Below are 16,806 nucleotides of genomic sequence, written 5' to 3'. Positions count from 1 at the left end.
GGCTTTGTTCCGTACGGGAACATACCGCGAATCTGTACGGCACCACCCTCTCTGGAAGGTCTTTCATGCCCCTGGCCCTGCTCGCCCTAGCCGTGGGCGCCTTCGGCATCGGCACGACCGAGTTCGTGATGATGGGGTTGCTCCCCGACGTCGCCGGCGACCTGCACATCTCGATCCCCGCCGCCGGGCACCTGGTCTCGGCGTACGCGCTGGGCGTGGTCATCGGCGCCCCGCTGCTGGCCGCCGTGACCGCCCGGATGTCCCGGCGCACGGTCCTGATCGCCCTCATGGCCCTGTTCGTCGTGGGCAACGCGCTGTCCGCGTTCGCCCCCGGCAACGGCTCCCTGCTGGCCGCCCGCTTCGTCAGCGGACTGCCACACGGCGCCTTCTTCGGCGTGGGCGCGGTCGTCGCCACGAACATGGTCCCGCCGGAGCGCAAGGCCCGCTCCGTGTCGCTGATGTTCCTCGGCCTGACGGTCGCCAACATCGCCGGCGTCCCCGTCGCCACGCTGGTGGGCCAGCACCTCGGCTGGCGGGCCACGTTCCTCGGCGTGAGCGTGATCGGCCTGGCCGCGATCGCCTCCCTCGCGGCGCTCATCCCGCACGACCACACCCACGCCTCGGCGAACGGCCTGCGCGGCGAACTGGCGGCCCTGAGGTCCCTGCCGGTCTGGCTGGCCCTCGGTACGACGGTGGCGGGCTTCGGCGCGCTCTTCGCCGCCTACAGCTACGTCACCCCGATGCTGACGGACTCCGCCGGTTTCGCCGAGGCCGACGTGACGGTGCTCCTCGCGCTCTTCGGCGTGGGCGCCACCGCCGGCAACCTGCTGGGCGGCCGCCTCGCCGACCACTCCCTGCGCGGCACGCTCTTCGGCGGCCTGGCGGCGCTGGTGGTCGTGCTCGGGCTGTTCCCGCTGCTGATGCGCGCGGAGTGGAGCGCGGCGGTGGCGGTGGCCCTGCTCGGCATGGCCGCGTTCATCACCGGCTCCCCACTCCAGCTGATGGTCATGGAGAAGGCCGCTGCGGCCCCCTCCCTGGCCTCCTCCGCCAACCAGGCGGCCTTCAACCTGGCCAACGCCGGCGGCGCCTGGATCGGCGGTCTGGCCCTCGCGGCGGGCTTCGGCGCGACGTCCCCGGCCCTCGCGGGCGCGGCCCTGGCCGTCCTGGGCGTGGGCGTGGCGGCCGTCGCGTACGCGGTCGACCGCCGCCGGGAGACCCCTTCGGCCGGCCGGGTGGTCACCTCCCACCTGCCGGAGGAGTCCGGGGCGCTGCACCGCTGACCCGCCGGGAGGACCCGCCCGGCGGGCCCGCTCAGGGGCTCACCAGGTGACCGGCAGCCGCACCGGGAAGCGCCGGATGGTGCCGGTGTCCCACTCGATGTCCTCGGGCGCGACGGCGAGGCGCAGATCGGGGAAGCGGGTCAGCAGGCCGGTGACCGCGCTGTCCAGCTCCGCTCGTGCGAGCGGCGCGGCGAGGCAGTGGTGGCCGCCCCACCCGAACGTCATGTGCGGGCGCACCGGCCGTTCGAGGTCCAGCGTGTGCGGATCGGGGAAGACGGCCGGGTCGCGGTTGGCCGCCAGGTAGGACACGTGCACGTAGTCGCCGGCCGCGATGGCGGTTCCCTCGACCTCCGCGTCCTCCAGGGCGATCCGCGGGATGCCCACGCCCTTGCGGAAGGGGATGAACCGCAGCAGCTCCTCCAGCGCGCCGGGGAACCGGGCGGGGTCGGCGGCCAGCGCGGCCTGGTCCTCGGGCCGGGTCAGCAGCAGGTAGACGATGTTGCTGATCTGGCAGGTAGCGGTGTCGTTGCCGCTGAGGATGAGCGTCACGGCCATGACCGCCAACTCCTCGTCGCTCAGCGGCTCCTCGCCCGGCGCCACCGGGGCGGTGACCATCGCGCTGAGCAGGTCCTCGCCCGGCGTGTCGCGCCGGGCGGGGATCAGTCCGGCGAAGTACTCCCGCAGGGCTGCCTTGGCGTCGGCGGCGTCCTCCCGGGCGGCCGGGGAGGTGGCCAGCAGCCGCATCGTGTAGGCCCGCAACCGCTCGCGGTCGGCCTCCGGGACGGCCAGCAGCTCGCAGATCGTCAGGTGGGGCAGCGGAACCGACAGGGACGTCACCAGGTCCGCCGGCGGCCCCGTCTCGGCCACCGCGGAGAGCAGCTTGGCCACGACCCCGTCCACCGCCGGCCGCATGGCCTCCACCCGCTCCCGGGTGAACGCCTGCGCCGCCGCCTGGCGCAACCGGGTGACGTACGGCGGATCCGTCACGTTGATGGATTCCGGTGACACGATCGGCTCCGGCGTCATCCTCGGGTAGTCCCGCCCGATGATCGCGGCCCGGCTGAACCGAGGATCACACGTCACCTGGCGAACGCCGGCGAAGCTGGTCACCAGCCACGCCTCGGCCTCACCGTAGGGCAGCCGGATCCGGCTGACCGGACCGCGCTCGGCCAGTGAGGCCAGCGAGGGGTCGAATTCCAGCGCGTCGGCGAAGTCGAAGGGGCAGTCGAGTGCCGCAGGGTCATGGAACGACATACAGCCTCCTTGGTGCGCCGCCGGGCGCGTCGCTCCCGAGGGCATGCGAGGGGGACGGCCGTGCGGCCCTGGCGTGATACGGGAAGGCGCCGACACGGCCGCCTCCTGATCGGAGCCGGTCCGCCGGGCGGTGGCACCACAGGGCGCCACCCCGTCCCTGGAAGAGGTCATCACGTGCCAATATGCGGCAGTTCGGCGCCGACCGCACACCGGGAGCTTCAGGCAGTGAACCGCTGTGCCGGGGCACGCTCGGTTCCCCGGCGGCTCACTGGGCCCTGGCCGCGCCGGACACGGCGCGGCGGGCGACCCGCGCCGACCGGGATCGGTCACCTCGGTCCGGATGCGGGCCGTCACCCACATGGCCGAGGTCGCCGACGACTCCCCGGCTGCGTCCGATCGCCTCGCTCAGGTCGGAGCAACGCGAAGGGGGCGTGGGATCCAGCAGGATCCCACGCCCCCCGCTCGACCGCTCAGCGCGGCGTCAGTGCTTCTTCGCGTACGACGACACGTAGCCGTTCGCGGGCGAGCCCACGCCGGTGACGTCGTCGTAGCCCTTCACCGCGGCCAGCGAGCTGTCCTTGCCGAGGCTGCGGACCGAGTACAGCAGACCACCGGTCGCGTCGATGCCGTTGGCGAAGTCCACGCGGGCCACGGCCAGGTCCTTGCCGGTCGGCTGGTCGGTGACGTCGTGGTAGACGCCCTTCTTGCCGAACTTGGCGTAGATCGACGGGTTGGCGAAGCCGATGGCGGTGCCGCCGCGGGCCTCCTGGGCCAGCGCCTGGACCGCCGCGATGACCGGGGCGGCCAGCGAGGTGCCGCCGATGCGGTACTCGCTGTACTGCGCCGAGCCGTCCGGGAAGGTCTGGGTCTGGCCGACCAGGAATCCGGTGTTCGGGTCGGCGATCGCCGAGATGTCCGGGACGACGCGGTTGCCCTCGGCGTTGTTGGCCGTGGCCAGCGCCTTCGGGACGATGCCCTTCTGGTAGTACGGCTGCGGCACGTTCTTGCTGGTGCCGCCGCCCGCGCCCGAGGTGAAGGCGCCCGGGAAGCCGGTCCAGCTCTTGCCGTCGGCGGAGAGGGTCGCCTTCTCGGTGCCCCAGCCGGTCTCCCACTGGTACGTGTCGCCCTTGCCGACGGCCAGCGAGGTGCCGCCGACCGCGGTCACCCACGCCGAGTTGGCCGGGGTGTCGACCTGCTTCGTCTTGGTGTGGGCGACCTCGTCGCCGTTGTCACCGGAGGAGAAGTAGAAGCCGATGCCCTGCACCGCGCCCAGCTGGAAGACCTGGTCGTAGGCGGCCGCGAGGTCCGGCGTCTGGTTGGCCTCGATGTCGCCCCAGGAGTTGGAGACGATGTCGGCCAGGTGGTTGTCGACAACCTTGCTGAGCGAGTCGAGCAGATCGTCGTCGTAGCAGGACGCGGCGCCCACGTAGGTGACGTCGGCGTTGGGCGCGACCGCGTGCACGGCCTCGACGTCGAGGGTCTCCTCGCCGTACCAGCCCGCCGCCCCGCACTCCTTGGTCTTGGTGTACTGGGCCGGCAGCGCCTGGTGCAGCTGGCTGGTCTTCCAGGCCGCGTCGCCGTTCTTCTGGGCGTACTTGCCCGCGTCGAAGGCGATGGTCGGAGAGGCGTAGGCGTCCGTGATGGCGACACGGACCTTCTTGCCGGTGTACTCGCCGGCACCGTAGGCGGCGCGCAGCTGCTTGCCGGTGTAGCCCTTGATCGCGTAGGGGATCTTCTGGCCGTACGCGTCCGGCAGCGTGTCCGCGACCTTGGAGCCGTAGTACGAGGAGAACGGCCCGGCGTTCTTGAACACGGCGTCCGGGGGCGGCAGCTGGTCGTCGTGGGACGACTTGTGCGGGGCGCTGTCCAGGCCGGTGACGGTCAGGACGGAGCCCTGCAGAGCGGCCGGCACGGACGCGGTGCGCGACGGGGCGCGGTAGATCTTCGAGCCCTTGGCGAAGTTGTGCAGCTGGGTGCCGAACGCCTTCTCGGCGGCGGCGACGTCACCGGAGACGGCGACGTAGTGCGGGGTGACCGCGGTGACCGTCAGACCAGCCGACTTCAGCCACGACTTGACGGCGGCCACCTGGGCCTTGGTGGCACCGAAACGGGCCTGCGCCTTGCCGGCGCTCAGGTACTTGCCGTACGAGGGCGAGTTCGGGTCGGACACCGCCTTGGCGTACGCCGCGAGGCCGGCCGCGTCGCGACCCGCCAGGTAGACCCGGGCCTTGACCTGGGCGCTGTCGGACGTCGCGCCCTTGTCCGCCTTGGCTGTGGCCCAGAGCGGCTTGGTGCCCTTCAGTGCGTCACGAGCGGGGCTGTCCGTGGCGTGTGCCGCGGGTATGCCCAGCGCCAGCGCGCCGGCGATCATGGGCAGTGTCGCTGCCATGCTCACGGCGCGCAGCTTGGCGCGGTTGGATCTCATAGAACCCCCTGCGATGCGGATCGCATGCATGTAGTGGTTGGCACGTCGTGACTCCGCGCGCCGGCCCGCGGCGGTTCAGGCCGGTGATGGATCACACGATGGGGGCCACTCTGACGATGAACTGTTCATGCCAGGGGAAGGTGAAAGTCAAGAGAAGCTCAAGTACGCGTCACGAAGGGCGAATTGCGCCTTTCTTCCTTACGGCTGTGTAACGGAACGAGCGACTTCCTGTTCAGGAACGCGGCCGCGCCCCCCGCTCCTTGAGCATCCCCGCCATCACCTGGAGCTCCGACTGCTGCGAGTCCACCATGCCCTTGGCGAGCCGCTTCTCCACGCCGACCGTGCAGCGGGCCACACATCCCTCGGCCATGTGGATACCGCCCTGGTGATGGGCCGTCATCAGCTGGAGATAGAAGACCTCCGCCTGTCGGCCGCTGAGCGTGCCGAGCCTGCGCATCTCGGTGTTCGTCGCCATGCCCGGCATCAGCGCGCCGTCCTTGCCGGAGGCCATGTCACCCATGCCCATCCAGGTCATCGGCGGATCGGCCGACACCTTCGGCAGCCCCCACAGGTCCAGCCAGCCCAGCATCATGCCGCGCTGGTTGGCCTGCGTCTGCGCGATGTCGTAGGCGAGCCGCCGCACGTCCTCGTCCTTGGTGCGGTCCCGCACGATGTACGACATCTCCACGGCCTGCTGGTGGTGCACGGCCATGTCCCGCGCGAACCCCGCGTCCGCGGACCGCGCGTCCGGCGTGCCGGTTCCCGGTCCGCCGGTGTCCTCGGCGACCGAGTACGTGATCGCGCCGGCCGCGACGAGCACCGCCGCCGCGGTCCCGGCGACCCAGCCGACGTGCCGCGGGCTCACTTCATGACCCCGCCGGTGCACGAGGCGCCCGGCTCGGGCGTCTGCTGCCCCTGCACATAGGTGGCGAAGAACTTGGCCACCTCCGGGTCGCTCGCGCTCTTCACCGTCACCTGGTGGCCCCAGGCCGACAGGATCAGCGGCGCGGCCTGGTTCGCGTACGGGCTCATCAGCGAGTACGGCGTCTTCTTCACCTTCGCCGCGAGCGCGTCCACGTCGGCCTTCGCCGCCTTGTCGGTGTACGTCACCCAGACCGCGCCGTGCTCCAGCGCGTGCACGGCGTTCTCGTCCCGCACCGGCTTGGTGTAGACGTCGCCGTTGCAGTCCAGCCAGACCGGGTTGTGGTTGCCGCCCACCGGCGGGTGCATCGGGTACGACACGCTGGCCGTCACATGGGTGCGCGACAGCTTGCCGGACCAGGTCCGCACACCGTCCTTACCGGTGGTGAAGTGCCCGGAGTCCCCGGAATTCTTGGCGTCACCGCTCGCCGTCGAGCCCTTCGAGCCCTTCGAGCCCGAGTCGGACCGCGAGTCCACGAGCGCCACACCGCCGACGACCAGGCCGGCGACGACCACCACGGAGGCGGCGACGACGAGCGCCCGGTTGCGGCGTTCGCGGGCCTGCTCGGCGCGCCGCATCTCCTCTATGCGCGCCTTGCGCGCCGCGGTGCTGCTGTTCTTGCCGGAACCCATGAGGCGTGTCCTTCTGGGGGAAAGAGACGGACGGAGAGGTGGGGCCCGCTGATCGTAAGGGGAGAGTGGGCCCCTTCCGTAGGGCGGGAGCGGAAAGGCGGGAGCGGAAGGACCGGAAAAGGGACCCGGCGCGGCGGCGCGACCCCGCCGGGCCTCTCCCGCGGGCCGGGCCCGGGGGGCGGACCGGCCATTACGGATACCGGTTCGAGCAGGCAAGATGGACGACAGCGCGGTACACCTGCCGTACGAGAGGCGTTCAGGCCGAGGACGCTTCGGCGATCAAGGTCCGCAACGCGCGCGAAATGGTGTTGTGGTGGGATGCTCAGGTGCCCGACCGTCTTCGTGGCACGGCGGACACAGGCGGCCTGACCAGCAAGGATGGGGAAGCGGAAGATGGACAAGCAGCAGGAGTTCGTGCTCCGGACCTTGGAGGAGCGCGACATCCGGTTCGTACGGCTGTGGTTCACGGACGTGCTGGGCTTCCTCAAGTCCGTGGCCGTGGCCCCGGCCGAGCTGGAGCAGGCCTTCGACGAGGGCATCGGCTTCGACGGCTCCGCCATCGAGGGCTTCGCCCGGGTCTACGAGTCCGACATGATCGCCAAGCCGGACCCCTCCACCTTCCAGGTCCTGCCCTGGCGCGCGGAGACCCCCGGCACCGCCCGCATGTTCTGCGACATCCTCATGCCGGACGGCTCCCCGTCCTTCGCCGACCCGCGCTATGTCCTCAAGCGCGCCCTGGCCCGCACCTCCGACCTGGGCTTCACCTTCTACACCCACCCGGAGATCGAGTTCTTCCTGCTGAAGGACCGCCCGCTGGACGGCACCCGCCCCACCCCCGCCGACAACTCCGGCTACTTCGACCACACCCCCACCAACGTCGGCATGGACTTCCGCCGCCAGGCGATCACCATGCTGGAGTCGATGGGCATCTCGGTGGAGTTCTCCCACCACGAGGGCGCGCCCGGCCAGCAGGAGATCGACCTGCGGTACGCCGACGCGCTGTCCACGGCCGACAACATCATGACGTTCCGCCTGGTCATGAAGCAGGTGGCGCTGGAGCAGGGGGTGCAGGCGACCTTCATGCCGAAGCCCTTCTCCGAGCACCCCGGCAGCGGCATGCACACGCACCTGTCCCTCTTCGAGGGCGACCGGAACGCGTTCTACGAGTCCGGTGCCGAGTACCAGCTCTCCAAGGTCGGCCGCTCCTTCATCGCCGGTCTGCTCAAGCACGCCGCCGAGATCTCCGCGGTCACCAACCAGTGGGTCAACTCCTACAAGCGCATCTGGGGCGGCTCCGAGCGCACGGCGGGTGCCGGTGGCGAGGCACCGTCGTACATCTGCTGGGGCCACAACAACCGCTCGGCCCTGGTCCGCGTCCCCATGTACAAGCCCGGCAAGACCGGCTCCGCCCGGGTGGAGGTCCGCTCCATCGACTCCGGCTCGAACCCGTACCTGGCCTACGCCGTCCTGCTGGCCGCCGGCCTGAAGGGCATCGAGGAGGGCTACGAGCTCCCGCCCGGCGCCGAGGACGACGTCTGGGCGCTCTCCGACGCCGAGCGCCGCGCCATGGGCATCGAGCCCCTCCCGCAGAACCTCGGCGAGGCCCTCACCCTCATGGAACGCAGCGACCTGGTCGCCGACACCCTCGGCGAACACGTCTTCGACTTCTTCCTGCGCAACAAGCGCTCGGAATGGGAGGAGTACCGCTCCGAGGTGACCGCGTTCGAGCTGCGCAAGAACCTGCCGGTGCTGTAGGGGTGGACCCGGGGAGGGGGTCATGGTCCCGGCGCGCCATCGCGCTGACGCGCGCCCGTCCGGCCGTCTCCCCTCGCCGCCGCTACCCGAGGTACGCCGGTGACACCGCCGCCGTGCTGATCCGCCGGGGTGACCCCGAGCCGTCCGCCGGGACCTCGTACAGGTCGGCGCCGTAGTCCCCCGGCAGCGCGTACACGAGCGTGCGGGCATCGCGCCAGACCGCCTGGTCGTCCACGCTGCGCGGCTCCGCGAGCGGGGTCTCGCGCATGGTGCGCAGGTCGAGCACGTACAGATGCCAGGGGGCGTCGGCGGGCAGCCCCCGGACGCGCTTCTTGTAGGCGATCCGGGTGCCGTCGGGGGAGAGGGAGGGGCACTCGACGTCGGAGTGCAGCGTGGTGACCGTACGGGCCCGCAGGTCGCCGCGGACCAGATAGGTGCGGCCCCCGGTCGCCAGCGTCGCGTAGAACGTCCGGTCGTCCGCCGCGAACGTCACCCCCCAGAAGTTGGCGTCGGCCGCCCGGTAGGGGTGCCCGTCCCTGACGATCCGGAAGGCCTCCAGGGACGGGATCAGTTCGCCGGAGCGCGTGTCCACGATCGCCGTCCGCGTGGAGAAGTTCGTCCCCGCGTAGGAGTCGCCGCCCACGAACGCGGTCCAGGCGGCGAAGTGCCCGGTGGGGGAGACCCGGGCGCGGGAGGGGATGCCGGGGACGTCGTAGTGGTGCACCGGGCGCAGCCGGGCGTCCAGGACGACGGCGCGGTAGGTGTCGGACACCGGCCCGTGCACCGCCCGCAGACACACACCGGTGCCCGAAGCGGCGTAGAACCGCAGGCACTTGACGCCCGAGGCGGTGCGCGGGCCGGCCGGGTCGTCGGCCGGGACGCTCGTCAGCTCGTCCCGGTGCGGGCCCCACGCCATGTTCCGGAACACCACGCGTCCGCGCCCGGTCAGCGTCACCGCGCCGGGCGTGATCCGCGGGCCGCCCGCCTGCGCGTGGTCACGGCGGCCGGCCCGGGCCGAGGCGTGCAGCACGGACGCCAGCCCCACCGCCGCCAGCACGGCGACGGCCGCGACCAGGATCAGGAAGCGGTTGCGTACGGTCATGCGGTCACCGTCTCCCCAGGGTGCGCGGTCTCTCCCGGGCGCAGCACGAGCGAGGCCACGGCACACACGGCCAGCGCCCCCGCCGCGCCCGCCAGTGCCGCCCGGTCGCCCCAGACCGTCCAGGCGGCGCCGAACAGCAGCGAACAGGCGAACCGGGTCAGCGCCTGCCCGGTCTGCACGACGGCCAGTCCCGAGGAGCGCAGTGCCTCCGGCACGCTCTGCGAGGCGGCCGCCATCAGCACCCCGTCGGTGGCCGCGTAGAAGCCGCCGTGCAGGGCCAGGACGACGTACGGCAGCGCACCCGAGTGCCACGAGGTGAGCAGCAGGCCGTAGCCGAGCAGCAGCGCCCCGTGCCCGGCGAGGAAGACGGCCCACCGCCCCATCCGGTCGGCGAGCCGGCCGAGCGGCACGGCCAGCAGCAGGAACGCGGCCGCCGTACCGAGCGGCAGCAGCGCGAACCAGCGGTCCGGGACGCCGAGACGGCGCTGGAGCAGCAGATAGACGAAGGAGTCGCTCACCGTGGCGAGGCCCAGCAGCAGGGCGCAGACGGTGATCCGGCGCAGGTCGCGCCGGCGCAGCAGTCCCACGGCGGCGCGCAGGGTGGGCCGCTCGGCCGGGGCCGCGCCGCCGCGGCCGCCCGGCACGAAGAGCACCAGCACCAGGACCCCCAGCACGGCCACGCAGAAGCTGACGGTGAACACCGCGTCGTAGCCGTCCACCGTGGCCCGCAGGATGAGGAACGCCGCCAGCGGGCCGAGCAGCGCGCCGGCGGTGTCCATGGCCCGGTGCACACCGAACGCCCGTCCCCGGCCCTCCGGCGTGCTGGACAGGGAGATCAGGGCGTCCCGGGGCGCGGTGCGCAACCCCTTGCCGGTGCGGTCGGCGGCCAGCACCAGCCCGATCGGCGTGAGCGAGTGCGCCACCAGCAGCAGCGGCTTGCACACGGCCGAGACGCCGTACCCGAGCCCCGCCACCCATTTGTGCCGGCCCCCGCCCCGGTCGGCCAGATGCCCGCCGACCAGGCGCACGAGTGCCGAGAAGCCGTTGTAGACGCCGTCGAGCAGCCCGAAGCCCAGGGGCGACAGGCCCAGACCGGTCACCAGGTACAGCGGCAGTACCGCCGTGACCATCTCCGAGGAGACGTCGGTGATCAGGCTGACCGTGCCCAGGGCCAGGACGGTGGGCGCGATCGCGGCCCGGCGCCGCCCGGCGGGAGGCCGGACGGCACCGTCCGCGGACGCCCGCGCCGGCGTGCTCGCGCGGCTGTCCGCCACGTACACCTCAGGACGCCCAGACGCCGCTGATGTCGTTGGCGGAGGCCGCGTTGCCCGCGTGCGAGGTCAGCCCCTGACTGTCCTCCAGGGTGCGCAGCAGGTCGTAGTGGTTGTACGTGGTGGAGCTGGACGAGCCGGCGGCGACCGGCTGCCCGTACAGCACGGTCGGGATCCTGTTGCCGCTGAGCCGGTTGTCCTCGTCGAAGGTGACGACGAGCAGGCTGTTGTGGGTCTTGGCCCACGTCGCGTACGCGCCCAGGTTGTTCTTCAGCCAGGTGTCACCGCTGGAAACCGAGCAGTCGTGCATGTCGCTGCACAGGTTCGGGGTCACGAACGACAGTTGGGGCAGCGTCGCGTAGTCGGTCGGGAACTGGGCGAACGTCTTCGCGCTCGACGTCGGCACGTTGGCGAACCCGAACCAGGGGTTGTGCTTGCGCGCGTACTTGCCGCTGCTGCACGTCGTCGAGCCCTGGCTGGGCAGCGTCTCGTTGTAGCTGGCCCAGCTGCGCCCGGCGGCGATCAGCTCGGAGGCCAGGTTGGGGGCGGAGGAGAAACCCGGGGTGTAGCAGCTGTCGTCCGTGACGCCCTGCGTCGAACCGGAGAACAGGGCGAAGTAGTTCGGCTGGCTCGGGTGGGTCTCGGCGTACGACTGGGTCAGGTTGGCGCCGCCGGACTTCAGCGAGTTGATGTACGGCGCGTCGGACGAGCCGATGACCTGGTTGTAGGCGTGGTTCTCGAAGACCACGACGACCACGTGGTCGGGCCTGGGCACGGCGCTCGCGGCGTGCGCGGACGCGCCACCGAGCCCGGCCCACAGCCCGACCGCACTCGCGGCGAGGGCCGTCGCGGACGCCACGACGGTACGGGCACGGCGGAAAACGGAACTGCCGGACACATCAACCTCCGGTGGGGAGTTACGGGGCTGGCGGTGCGGACAGAGCATGCTCACGCCAATATTCCCGCACCCCAAGGCAGCCAACCTCGCGGGTGAAGACCGGATGAACTGCGGGTACCGGCCTCCCATGACACGTATTCTGGTGGGCACTTGCGGCTGGACCGACCCCGCGCTGCTCAGGAGCGGCTGGTACCCGCCCGGCCACCGCGACCCCGAGGGACGACTGCGCCACTACACCACCCGCTTCCCCGTGGTAGAGGTCGACTCGCCGTACTACGCCCTGCCGAGTCCGCGCACCACGACGGGCTGGGCGGACCGCACTCCCGCCGGATTCCGCTTCGACGTCAAGGCGTTCTCCCTTCTCACCGGGCACCCCACCCGTCCCGCCGCCCTGCCGGCCGACCTGCGCGGCCACCCCCGCGACGAGGGCCTGCTCACGGAGGTCTGGACCCGCTACGCCGAGGCGCTCGCCCCCCTCCGCGACACCGGCCGCCTGGGCACCCTCCTCTTCCAGTATCCGCCCTCCCTCGCCCCCGGTCCCGGCGCCGAGGCGTTCATCCGCGCCGCCCGGGAACGGGCCCGGGGCTGGCCGTTCGCCGTGGAGTTCCGTGACCCCGCCTGGTGGCGGACCGAGCGCACGGCCGCCTTCCTGACGGACCTGGACGCCACCGCCGTAGCCGTGGACACGGTCCAGGGCCTGCCCACCTCCCTCCCGCCGGTCACCCCGGTGACGACCCCCCGCCTGTCCATGATCCGTTTCCACGGCCGCAGCCCCTACTGGGGCACCGGCACCAAGGAGGAGCGCTTCCGCCACACCTACACCGCCGCGGAACTGGAGAAGTGGCTGCCCCGCATCGCCCATCTGGCCGACCGCACGGAGGAGACCCATGTCCTGTTCAACAACTGCTGCGCGGACGCGGCGGCGAGCGCGGCACAGACGATGAGCGCTCTCCTGCCACACCAGCGGTCCACCCGTTCGGCGGCGGAGGCCGGTTAGCCGGCGGAGGCCGGCTGTCCGCGCGCGGTCCCGCCCGCCTCCCACGCAAGGCGCACCCAACCCGCCGCACCCCGCACGAACCATCGCGGGCACCGCGCACCACGCCACGGCCACGCCACGAACCATCGCGGGCACCGCGCACCACGCCACGGCCACGCCACGAACCATCGCGGGCACCGCGCACCACGCCACACCACGCCACGAACCATCGCGGGCACCGCGCACCACGCCACACCACGCCACGAACCATCGCGGGCACCGCGCACCCCGCCACGCCACAGCACGACCGGAACCGCCCCCGCCCCGGCCCTCCCCGCCGCCACTCGGGCTAGGCTCTGACCGGGACGACCTTGATCCGTGACAAGGGGAGGCCGCGCATGACGCCGGGGCGCAGGAGCAGTACCTTCACCCGCCTGCTCCGGCACGGCTTCACCGACCCCTCCGCCGCCGAGCGCCTCCTGGACGGCCCGGAGCTGACCCCCGTCCGCGACGACCCGGTCCTCCTGGAGGCCCTGGGCGCCACCGCCGACCCCGACCTGGCCCTGGACGGCCTCGTCCGCCTCCTGGAGGCCCAGCACCACCCGCACGACCCCGTCGCGCGCCGCGAACTCCTGGACACCCTGATCGCGGCCAAGCCGCTGCGCGACCGCCTCCTGGGCGTCCTCGGCTCCTCCGCCGCCCTCACCGACCACCTCACCCGCCACCCCGGCGACTGGCAGGCCCTGGTCACCTACGAGCCCCGCGACCTGCACCCCGGCGTCGAGGAGTTCGAGCGCGGCCTGGCCGAGGCCACCGACCCCGTCTCGCTCCGCGTCGCCTACCGCCGCTGTCTGCTCTCCATCGCGGCCCGGGACGTCTGCGGCACCACCGACCTCGCCGAGACGGCGGCCGAACTCGCGGACCTCGCCACCGCGACCCTCCGCGCGGCCCTGGCCATAGCGCAGGCCGACGCGCCCGAGGACGCCGCGGCCTGCCGCCTCGCGGTGATCGCCATGGGCAAGTGCGGCGGCCACGAGCTGAACTACGTCTCCGACGTGGACGTGATCTTCGTGGCCGAGGCGGCCGAGGGCGCCTCCGAGGCCTCGGCCCTCAAGGCCGCGACCCGGCTCGCCTCGCATCTGATGCGGATCTGCTCCGAGACGACCGTCGAGGGCTCCATCTGGCCGGTGGACGCCAACCTCCGCCCCGAGGGCCGCAACGGCCCCCTCGTGCGCACCCTCAGCAGCCACCTCGCCTACTACCAACGCTGGGCGAAGACCTGGGAGTTCCAGGCCCTGCTCAAGGGCCGCCCGGTCGCCGGCGACCTGGACCTCGGCCGGGCCTACGTCGACGCCCTCGATCCCCTCGTCTGGAAGGCCGCCGAACGCGAGAACTTCGTCGCGGACGTGCAGAAGATGCGCCGCAGGGTGGTCGAGAACATCCCCGCGGCCGAGATCGACAGGGAGCTCAAGCTCGGCCCGGGCGGCCTGCGCGACGTCGAGTTCGCGGTCCAGCTCCTCCAGCTGGTGCACGGCCGCACCGATACCGGCCTGCGCAGCGGCACCACCCTGGACGCCCTGCAGGCCCTGGCCGCCGGCGGCTACGTGGGCCGGGAGGACGCCGCCCGCCTCGACGCCGCCTACCGCTTCCTGCGGTCCATGGAGCACCGCATCCAGCTGTACCGGCTGCGCCGCACCCACCTGGTCCCCGAGGCGGAGGCGGACCTGCGCCGCCTCGGCCGCTCCCTCGGCCTGCGCGCCGACCCGGTCGCCGAGCTGAACCGCGAATGGAAACGGCACACCGGCGTCGTACGACGGCTGCACGAGAAACTCTTCTACCGGCCCCTGCTCGACGCGGTGGCCCAACTCGCCCCCGGCGAGGTCCGGTTGAGCCCGGAGGCGGCCCGCGAGCGCCTGGTCGCCCTCGGCTACGCCGACCCGGCGGCGGCCCTGCGCCACCTTGAGGCGCTCGCCTCCGGCGTGACCCGCAAGGCGGCGATCCAGCGCACCCTGCTACCGGTCCTGCTGGGCTGGTTCGCGGACTCGGCGGAGCCCGACGCGGGTCTGCTGAACTTCCGCAAGGTCTCCGACGCCCTGGGCAAGACGCCCTGGTACCTGCGGCTGCTGAGGGACGAGGGCGCGGCGGCCGAGAATCTCGCCCGCGTCCTGTCGGCCGGCCGTCTCGCCCCCGACCTGCTGATGCGCGCCCCGGAGGCGGTGGCCCTCCTCGGCGACGGCGAGGGGAGCGGCGGGGGGCTCCGGCCGCGCGGCCGCGCCCAGCTGGAACAGGAGATCCTGGCGGCCGTGCGCCGCGCGGAGAACGCCGAGCAGGGCGTCACCGCCTCCCGGGGCGTACGCCGCCGCGAGCTGTTCCGCATCGCCGCCGCCGACATCGTCGGCTCCTACGGCACCGAGGCGAGCCCGGTCGAGGCCGACCAGGGGGCCCTGGTCGACCGGGTCGGCGCCGCCGTCTCCGACCTCACGGCGGCCACCCTCGCCGGCACCCTGCGCGCGGTCGTGCGCGGCGGCTGGGGCGACACCCTGCCCACCCGGTTCACGATCATCGGGATGGGCCGGTTCGGGGGCCACGAGCTGGGCTACGGATCCGACGCGGACGTATTGTTCGTACACGAGCCGCAGGACGGCGTGGACGAGCACGAGGCGGCCGCCGCCGCCAACAAGGTCGTCGCCGAGATGCGCCGCCTGCTGCAGCTGCCCAGCGCCGATCCACCGCTGCTCATCGACGCCGATCTGCGCCCGGAGGGCAAGTCGGGCCCCCTGGTACGCACCCTGAAGTCGTACGAGGCCTACTACCGCCGCTGGTCCCTCGTGTGGGAGTCCCAGGCGCTGCTGCGGGCCGAGCCGGTCGCCGGCGACGAGGACCTCGGCCGTCGCTTCACCGAGCTGATCGACCCGCTGCGCTATCCCGAGCGGGGGCTCGGCGAGGACGCCGTCCGCGAGATCCGCCGGCTGAAGGCCCGGATGGAGTCCGAGCGCCTGCCGCGCGGCGCCGACCCCAAGCTGCACACCAAGCTCGGCCCCGGCGGCCTGTCGGACGTCGAGTGGACCGTGCAACTGCTCCAGCTCCGGCATGCCCACGAGGTCCCCGGTCTGCGCACCACCCGCACCCGCGGGGCGCTGTCCGCCGCCCGCGAGGCCGGGCTGCTGTCCGCCGAGGACACGGAGATCCTGGACGAGGCATGGGTGCTGGCCACCCGGGTGCGCAACGCCGTCATGCTGGTGCGCGGCCGGGCCGGGGACACCTTTCCCACCGAGCCGCGCGAGCTGGCCGCCGTGGGCCGCTACCTCGGCTTCGGCGCCGGGCACGCCGGGGACATGCTGGACGCCTACCGCCGTACCACCCGCAGGGCGCGCACGGTGGTGGACGAGCTGTTCTACGGCGACGGGGTGGCCTGAGCGGGCCGGGCCTCCAGGACCGGCGCCGGCCTCGGCAGGGCGTGCGGCAGGGCGCCGTACCAGAGCCGGGCCACGGCGCAGCCGAACGCCAGGCACAGGGCGCCGCCCACCGCGTCCAGCCAGAAGTGGTTGGCGGTGGAGACGATCACCAGCAGGGTGGTCGCCGGATACAGCAGGCCCAGAACGCGCGCCCACGGCACCGAGGCCAGCGCGCAGACGGTCAGCCCGCACCACAGCGACCAGCCGATGTGCATCGACGGCATCGCCGCGTACTGGTTGGACATGTGCTTGAGGTCGCCGGAGGCCATGGAGCCCCAGGTGTGGTGCACCATCACGGTGTCCACGAACCGCCCCCCGCGCATCAGCCGGGGCGGCGCGAGCGGGAACAGGTAGTAACCGACCAGGGCCACGCCCGTGGTCGCGAACAGCACCGTACGGGCCGCGGCGTACCGGCCCGGATGCCATCGGTACAGCCACACCAGTACGCCGAGCGTGACGACGAAGTGCAGGGTGGCGTAGTAGTAGTTCATGCCGATGATCAGCCAAGTCGCCGCGTTGAAGGCGTGGTTGACCGACCGTTCGACGGCGATCCCCAGCTCCTGCTCGGCGCGCCAGATCCAGTCGGCGTTGCGCAGCGCCGCGGCCCGCTGCTCCGGCACGGCGTTGCGGATCAGCGAGTACAGCCAGTAACTCACCGCGATCAGAAGGATCTCGAACCACAGCCGGGGCCGTCGCGGACGGCGCAAGCGGTTCAGCACGCCCCGGCCGCCCTCACCCGTGACGGCGCGCGGAGCGGCCGGCTCCTCGCGACCTTCCGGCTCTGTCACGGTCGAGTCACTCATAGGCATCAAGTCTGCCAGACAAGGCTTGCTCGA

General features: G+C 72.4%; 12 protein-coding genes. 4 read left to right on the top strand and 8 right to left on the bottom strand.

Annotated elements, in window-relative coordinates:
• Positions 1-65: 65 nt before the first annotated feature.
• Positions 66-1,280, top strand: coding sequence for an MFS transporter (locus tag ACIBA9_RS14725; protein ID WP_399362902.1), 1,215 nt, complete (start codon positions 66-68; stop codon positions 1,278-1,280).
• 39 nt (positions 1,281-1,319) lie between these two features.
• On the opposite strand, the gene ACIBA9_RS14720 is transcribed toward ACIBA9_RS14725, so the two are convergent.
• The 4 genes from ACIBA9_RS14720 to ACIBA9_RS14705 form a co-directional block, all read right to left on the bottom strand.
• Positions 1,320-2,534 carry a cytochrome P450 gene (locus ACIBA9_RS14720; RefSeq protein WP_399362900.1) on the bottom strand — a complete coding sequence of 405 codons (1,215 nt, stop codon included), beginning with the start codon at positions 2,532-2,534 and terminating at the stop codon, positions 1,320-1,322.
• A gap of 481 nt (positions 2,535-3,015) precedes the next feature.
• Positions 3,016-4,959 carry a protease pro-enzyme activation domain-containing protein gene (locus tag ACIBA9_RS14715; protein ID WP_399362898.1) on the bottom strand — a complete coding sequence of 648 codons (1,944 nt, stop codon included), beginning with the start codon at positions 4,957-4,959 and terminating at the stop codon, positions 3,016-3,018.
• Positions 4,960-5,191: 232 nt separating this feature from the next.
• Positions 5,192-5,824, bottom strand: coding sequence for a DUF305 domain-containing protein (locus tag ACIBA9_RS14710; RefSeq protein ID WP_399362896.1), 633 nt, complete (start codon positions 5,822-5,824; stop codon positions 5,192-5,194).
• Entirely contained in the window at positions 5,821-6,513 is a 693-nt protein-coding gene (locus tag ACIBA9_RS14705) for a DUF3105 domain-containing protein (RefSeq protein WP_399362894.1), read from the bottom strand. Before ACIBA9_RS14705 ends, ACIBA9_RS14710 begins: the two co-directional genes overlap by 4 nt.
• Before the next feature lie 393 nt (positions 6,514-6,906).
• Here ACIBA9_RS14705 and ACIBA9_RS14700 point away from each other — a divergent pair, with 393 nt between their 5' ends.
• Positions 6,907-8,268 (top strand): glutamine synthetase family protein, encoded by a 1,362-nt coding sequence (locus ACIBA9_RS14700; RefSeq protein ID WP_362157314.1) that lies wholly within the window; start codon positions 6,907-6,909, stop codon positions 8,266-8,268.
• Positions 8,269-8,350: 82 nt separating this feature from the next.
• On the opposite strand, the gene ACIBA9_RS14695 is transcribed toward ACIBA9_RS14700, so the two are convergent.
• From ACIBA9_RS14695 to ACIBA9_RS14685, 3 genes are read right to left on the bottom strand one after another with little or no spacing between them, the layout of a single operon-like run.
• Positions 8,351-9,370 carry a TolB family protein gene (locus tag ACIBA9_RS14695; protein ID WP_399362892.1) on the bottom strand — a complete coding sequence of 340 codons (1,020 nt, stop codon included), beginning with the start codon at positions 9,368-9,370 and terminating at the stop codon, positions 8,351-8,353.
• Complete coding sequence (locus ACIBA9_RS14690; protein ID WP_399362890.1) at positions 9,367-10,650, bottom strand: MFS transporter; 1,284 nt, start codon at positions 10,648-10,650, stop codon at positions 9,367-9,369. Before ACIBA9_RS14690 ends, ACIBA9_RS14695 begins: the two co-directional genes overlap by 4 nt.
• A gap of 1 nt (position 10,651) precedes the next feature.
• Positions 10,652-11,539, bottom strand: coding sequence for an alkaline phosphatase family protein (locus ACIBA9_RS14685; RefSeq protein ID WP_399362888.1), 888 nt, complete (start codon positions 11,537-11,539; stop codon positions 10,652-10,654).
• 127 nt (positions 11,540-11,666) lie between these two features.
• Here ACIBA9_RS14685 and ACIBA9_RS14680 point away from each other — a divergent pair, with 127 nt between their 5' ends.
• Entirely contained in the window at positions 11,667-12,536 is an 870-nt protein-coding gene (locus ACIBA9_RS14680; RefSeq protein WP_399362886.1) for a DUF72 domain-containing protein, read from the top strand.
• Positions 12,537-12,913: 377 nt separating this feature from the next.
• The gene (locus ACIBA9_RS14675; RefSeq protein ID WP_399362884.1) at positions 12,914-15,931 is read left to right on the top strand and encodes a bifunctional [glutamine synthetase] adenylyltransferase/[glutamine synthetase]-adenylyl-L-tyrosine phosphorylase; all 3,018 of its coding nucleotides are present in this window, start codon (positions 12,914-12,916) and stop codon (positions 15,929-15,931) included.
• Here the strand turns inward: ACIBA9_RS14675 and ACIBA9_RS14670 are convergent.
• A complete protein-coding gene (locus tag ACIBA9_RS14670; protein ID WP_399362882.1) occupies positions 15,910-16,773 on the bottom strand; it encodes a phosphatase PAP2 family protein in 864 nt (287 codons plus the stop codon). The two genes, ACIBA9_RS14675 and ACIBA9_RS14670, sit on opposite strands and share 22 nt — an antisense overlap.
• Positions 16,774-16,806 lie beyond the last annotated feature (33 nt).

Source organism: Streptomyces sp. NPDC051452 (genome assembly GCF_044454765.1).
Taxonomy (GTDB): Bacteria; Actinomycetota; Actinomycetes; order Streptomycetales; family Streptomycetaceae; genus Streptomyces.
The sequence above is the reverse complement of the archived record's forward strand: the minus strand, read 5'-3'. Positions and strand labels throughout refer to the sequence as shown.

Bases quoted from the DNA above. Each gene is read 5' to 3' on its own strand.
- ACIBA9_RS14725 (WP_399362902.1), top strand. From the start codon at position 66: ATGCCCCTGGCCCTGCTCGCCCTAGCCGTGGGCGCCTTCGGCATCGGC.
- ACIBA9_RS14720 (WP_399362900.1), bottom strand. From the start codon at position 2,534: ATGTCGTTCCATGACCCTGCGGCACTCGACTGCCCCTTCGACTTCGCC.
- ACIBA9_RS14715 (WP_399362898.1), bottom strand. From the start codon at position 4,959: ATGAGATCCAACCGCGCCAAGCTGCGCGCCGTGAGCATGGCAGCGACA.
- ACIBA9_RS14705 (WP_399362894.1), bottom strand. From the start codon at position 6,513: ATGGGTTCCGGCAAGAACAGCAGCACCGCGGCGCGCAAGGCGCGCATA.
- ACIBA9_RS14700 (WP_362157314.1), top strand. From the start codon at position 6,907: ATGGACAAGCAGCAGGAGTTCGTGCTCCGGACCTTGGAGGAGCGCGAC.
- ACIBA9_RS14695 (WP_399362892.1), bottom strand. From the start codon at position 9,370: ATGACCGTACGCAACCGCTTCCTGATCCTGGTCGCGGCCGTCGCCGTG.
- ACIBA9_RS14680 (WP_399362886.1), top strand. From the start codon at position 11,667: ATGACACGTATTCTGGTGGGCACTTGCGGCTGGACCGACCCCGCGCTG.
- ACIBA9_RS14675 (WP_399362884.1), top strand. From the start codon at position 12,914: ATGACGCCGGGGCGCAGGAGCAGTACCTTCACCCGCCTGCTCCGGCAC.
- ACIBA9_RS14670 (WP_399362882.1), bottom strand. From the start codon at position 16,773: ATGAGTGACTCGACCGTGACAGAGCCGGAAGGTCGCGAGGAGCCGGCC.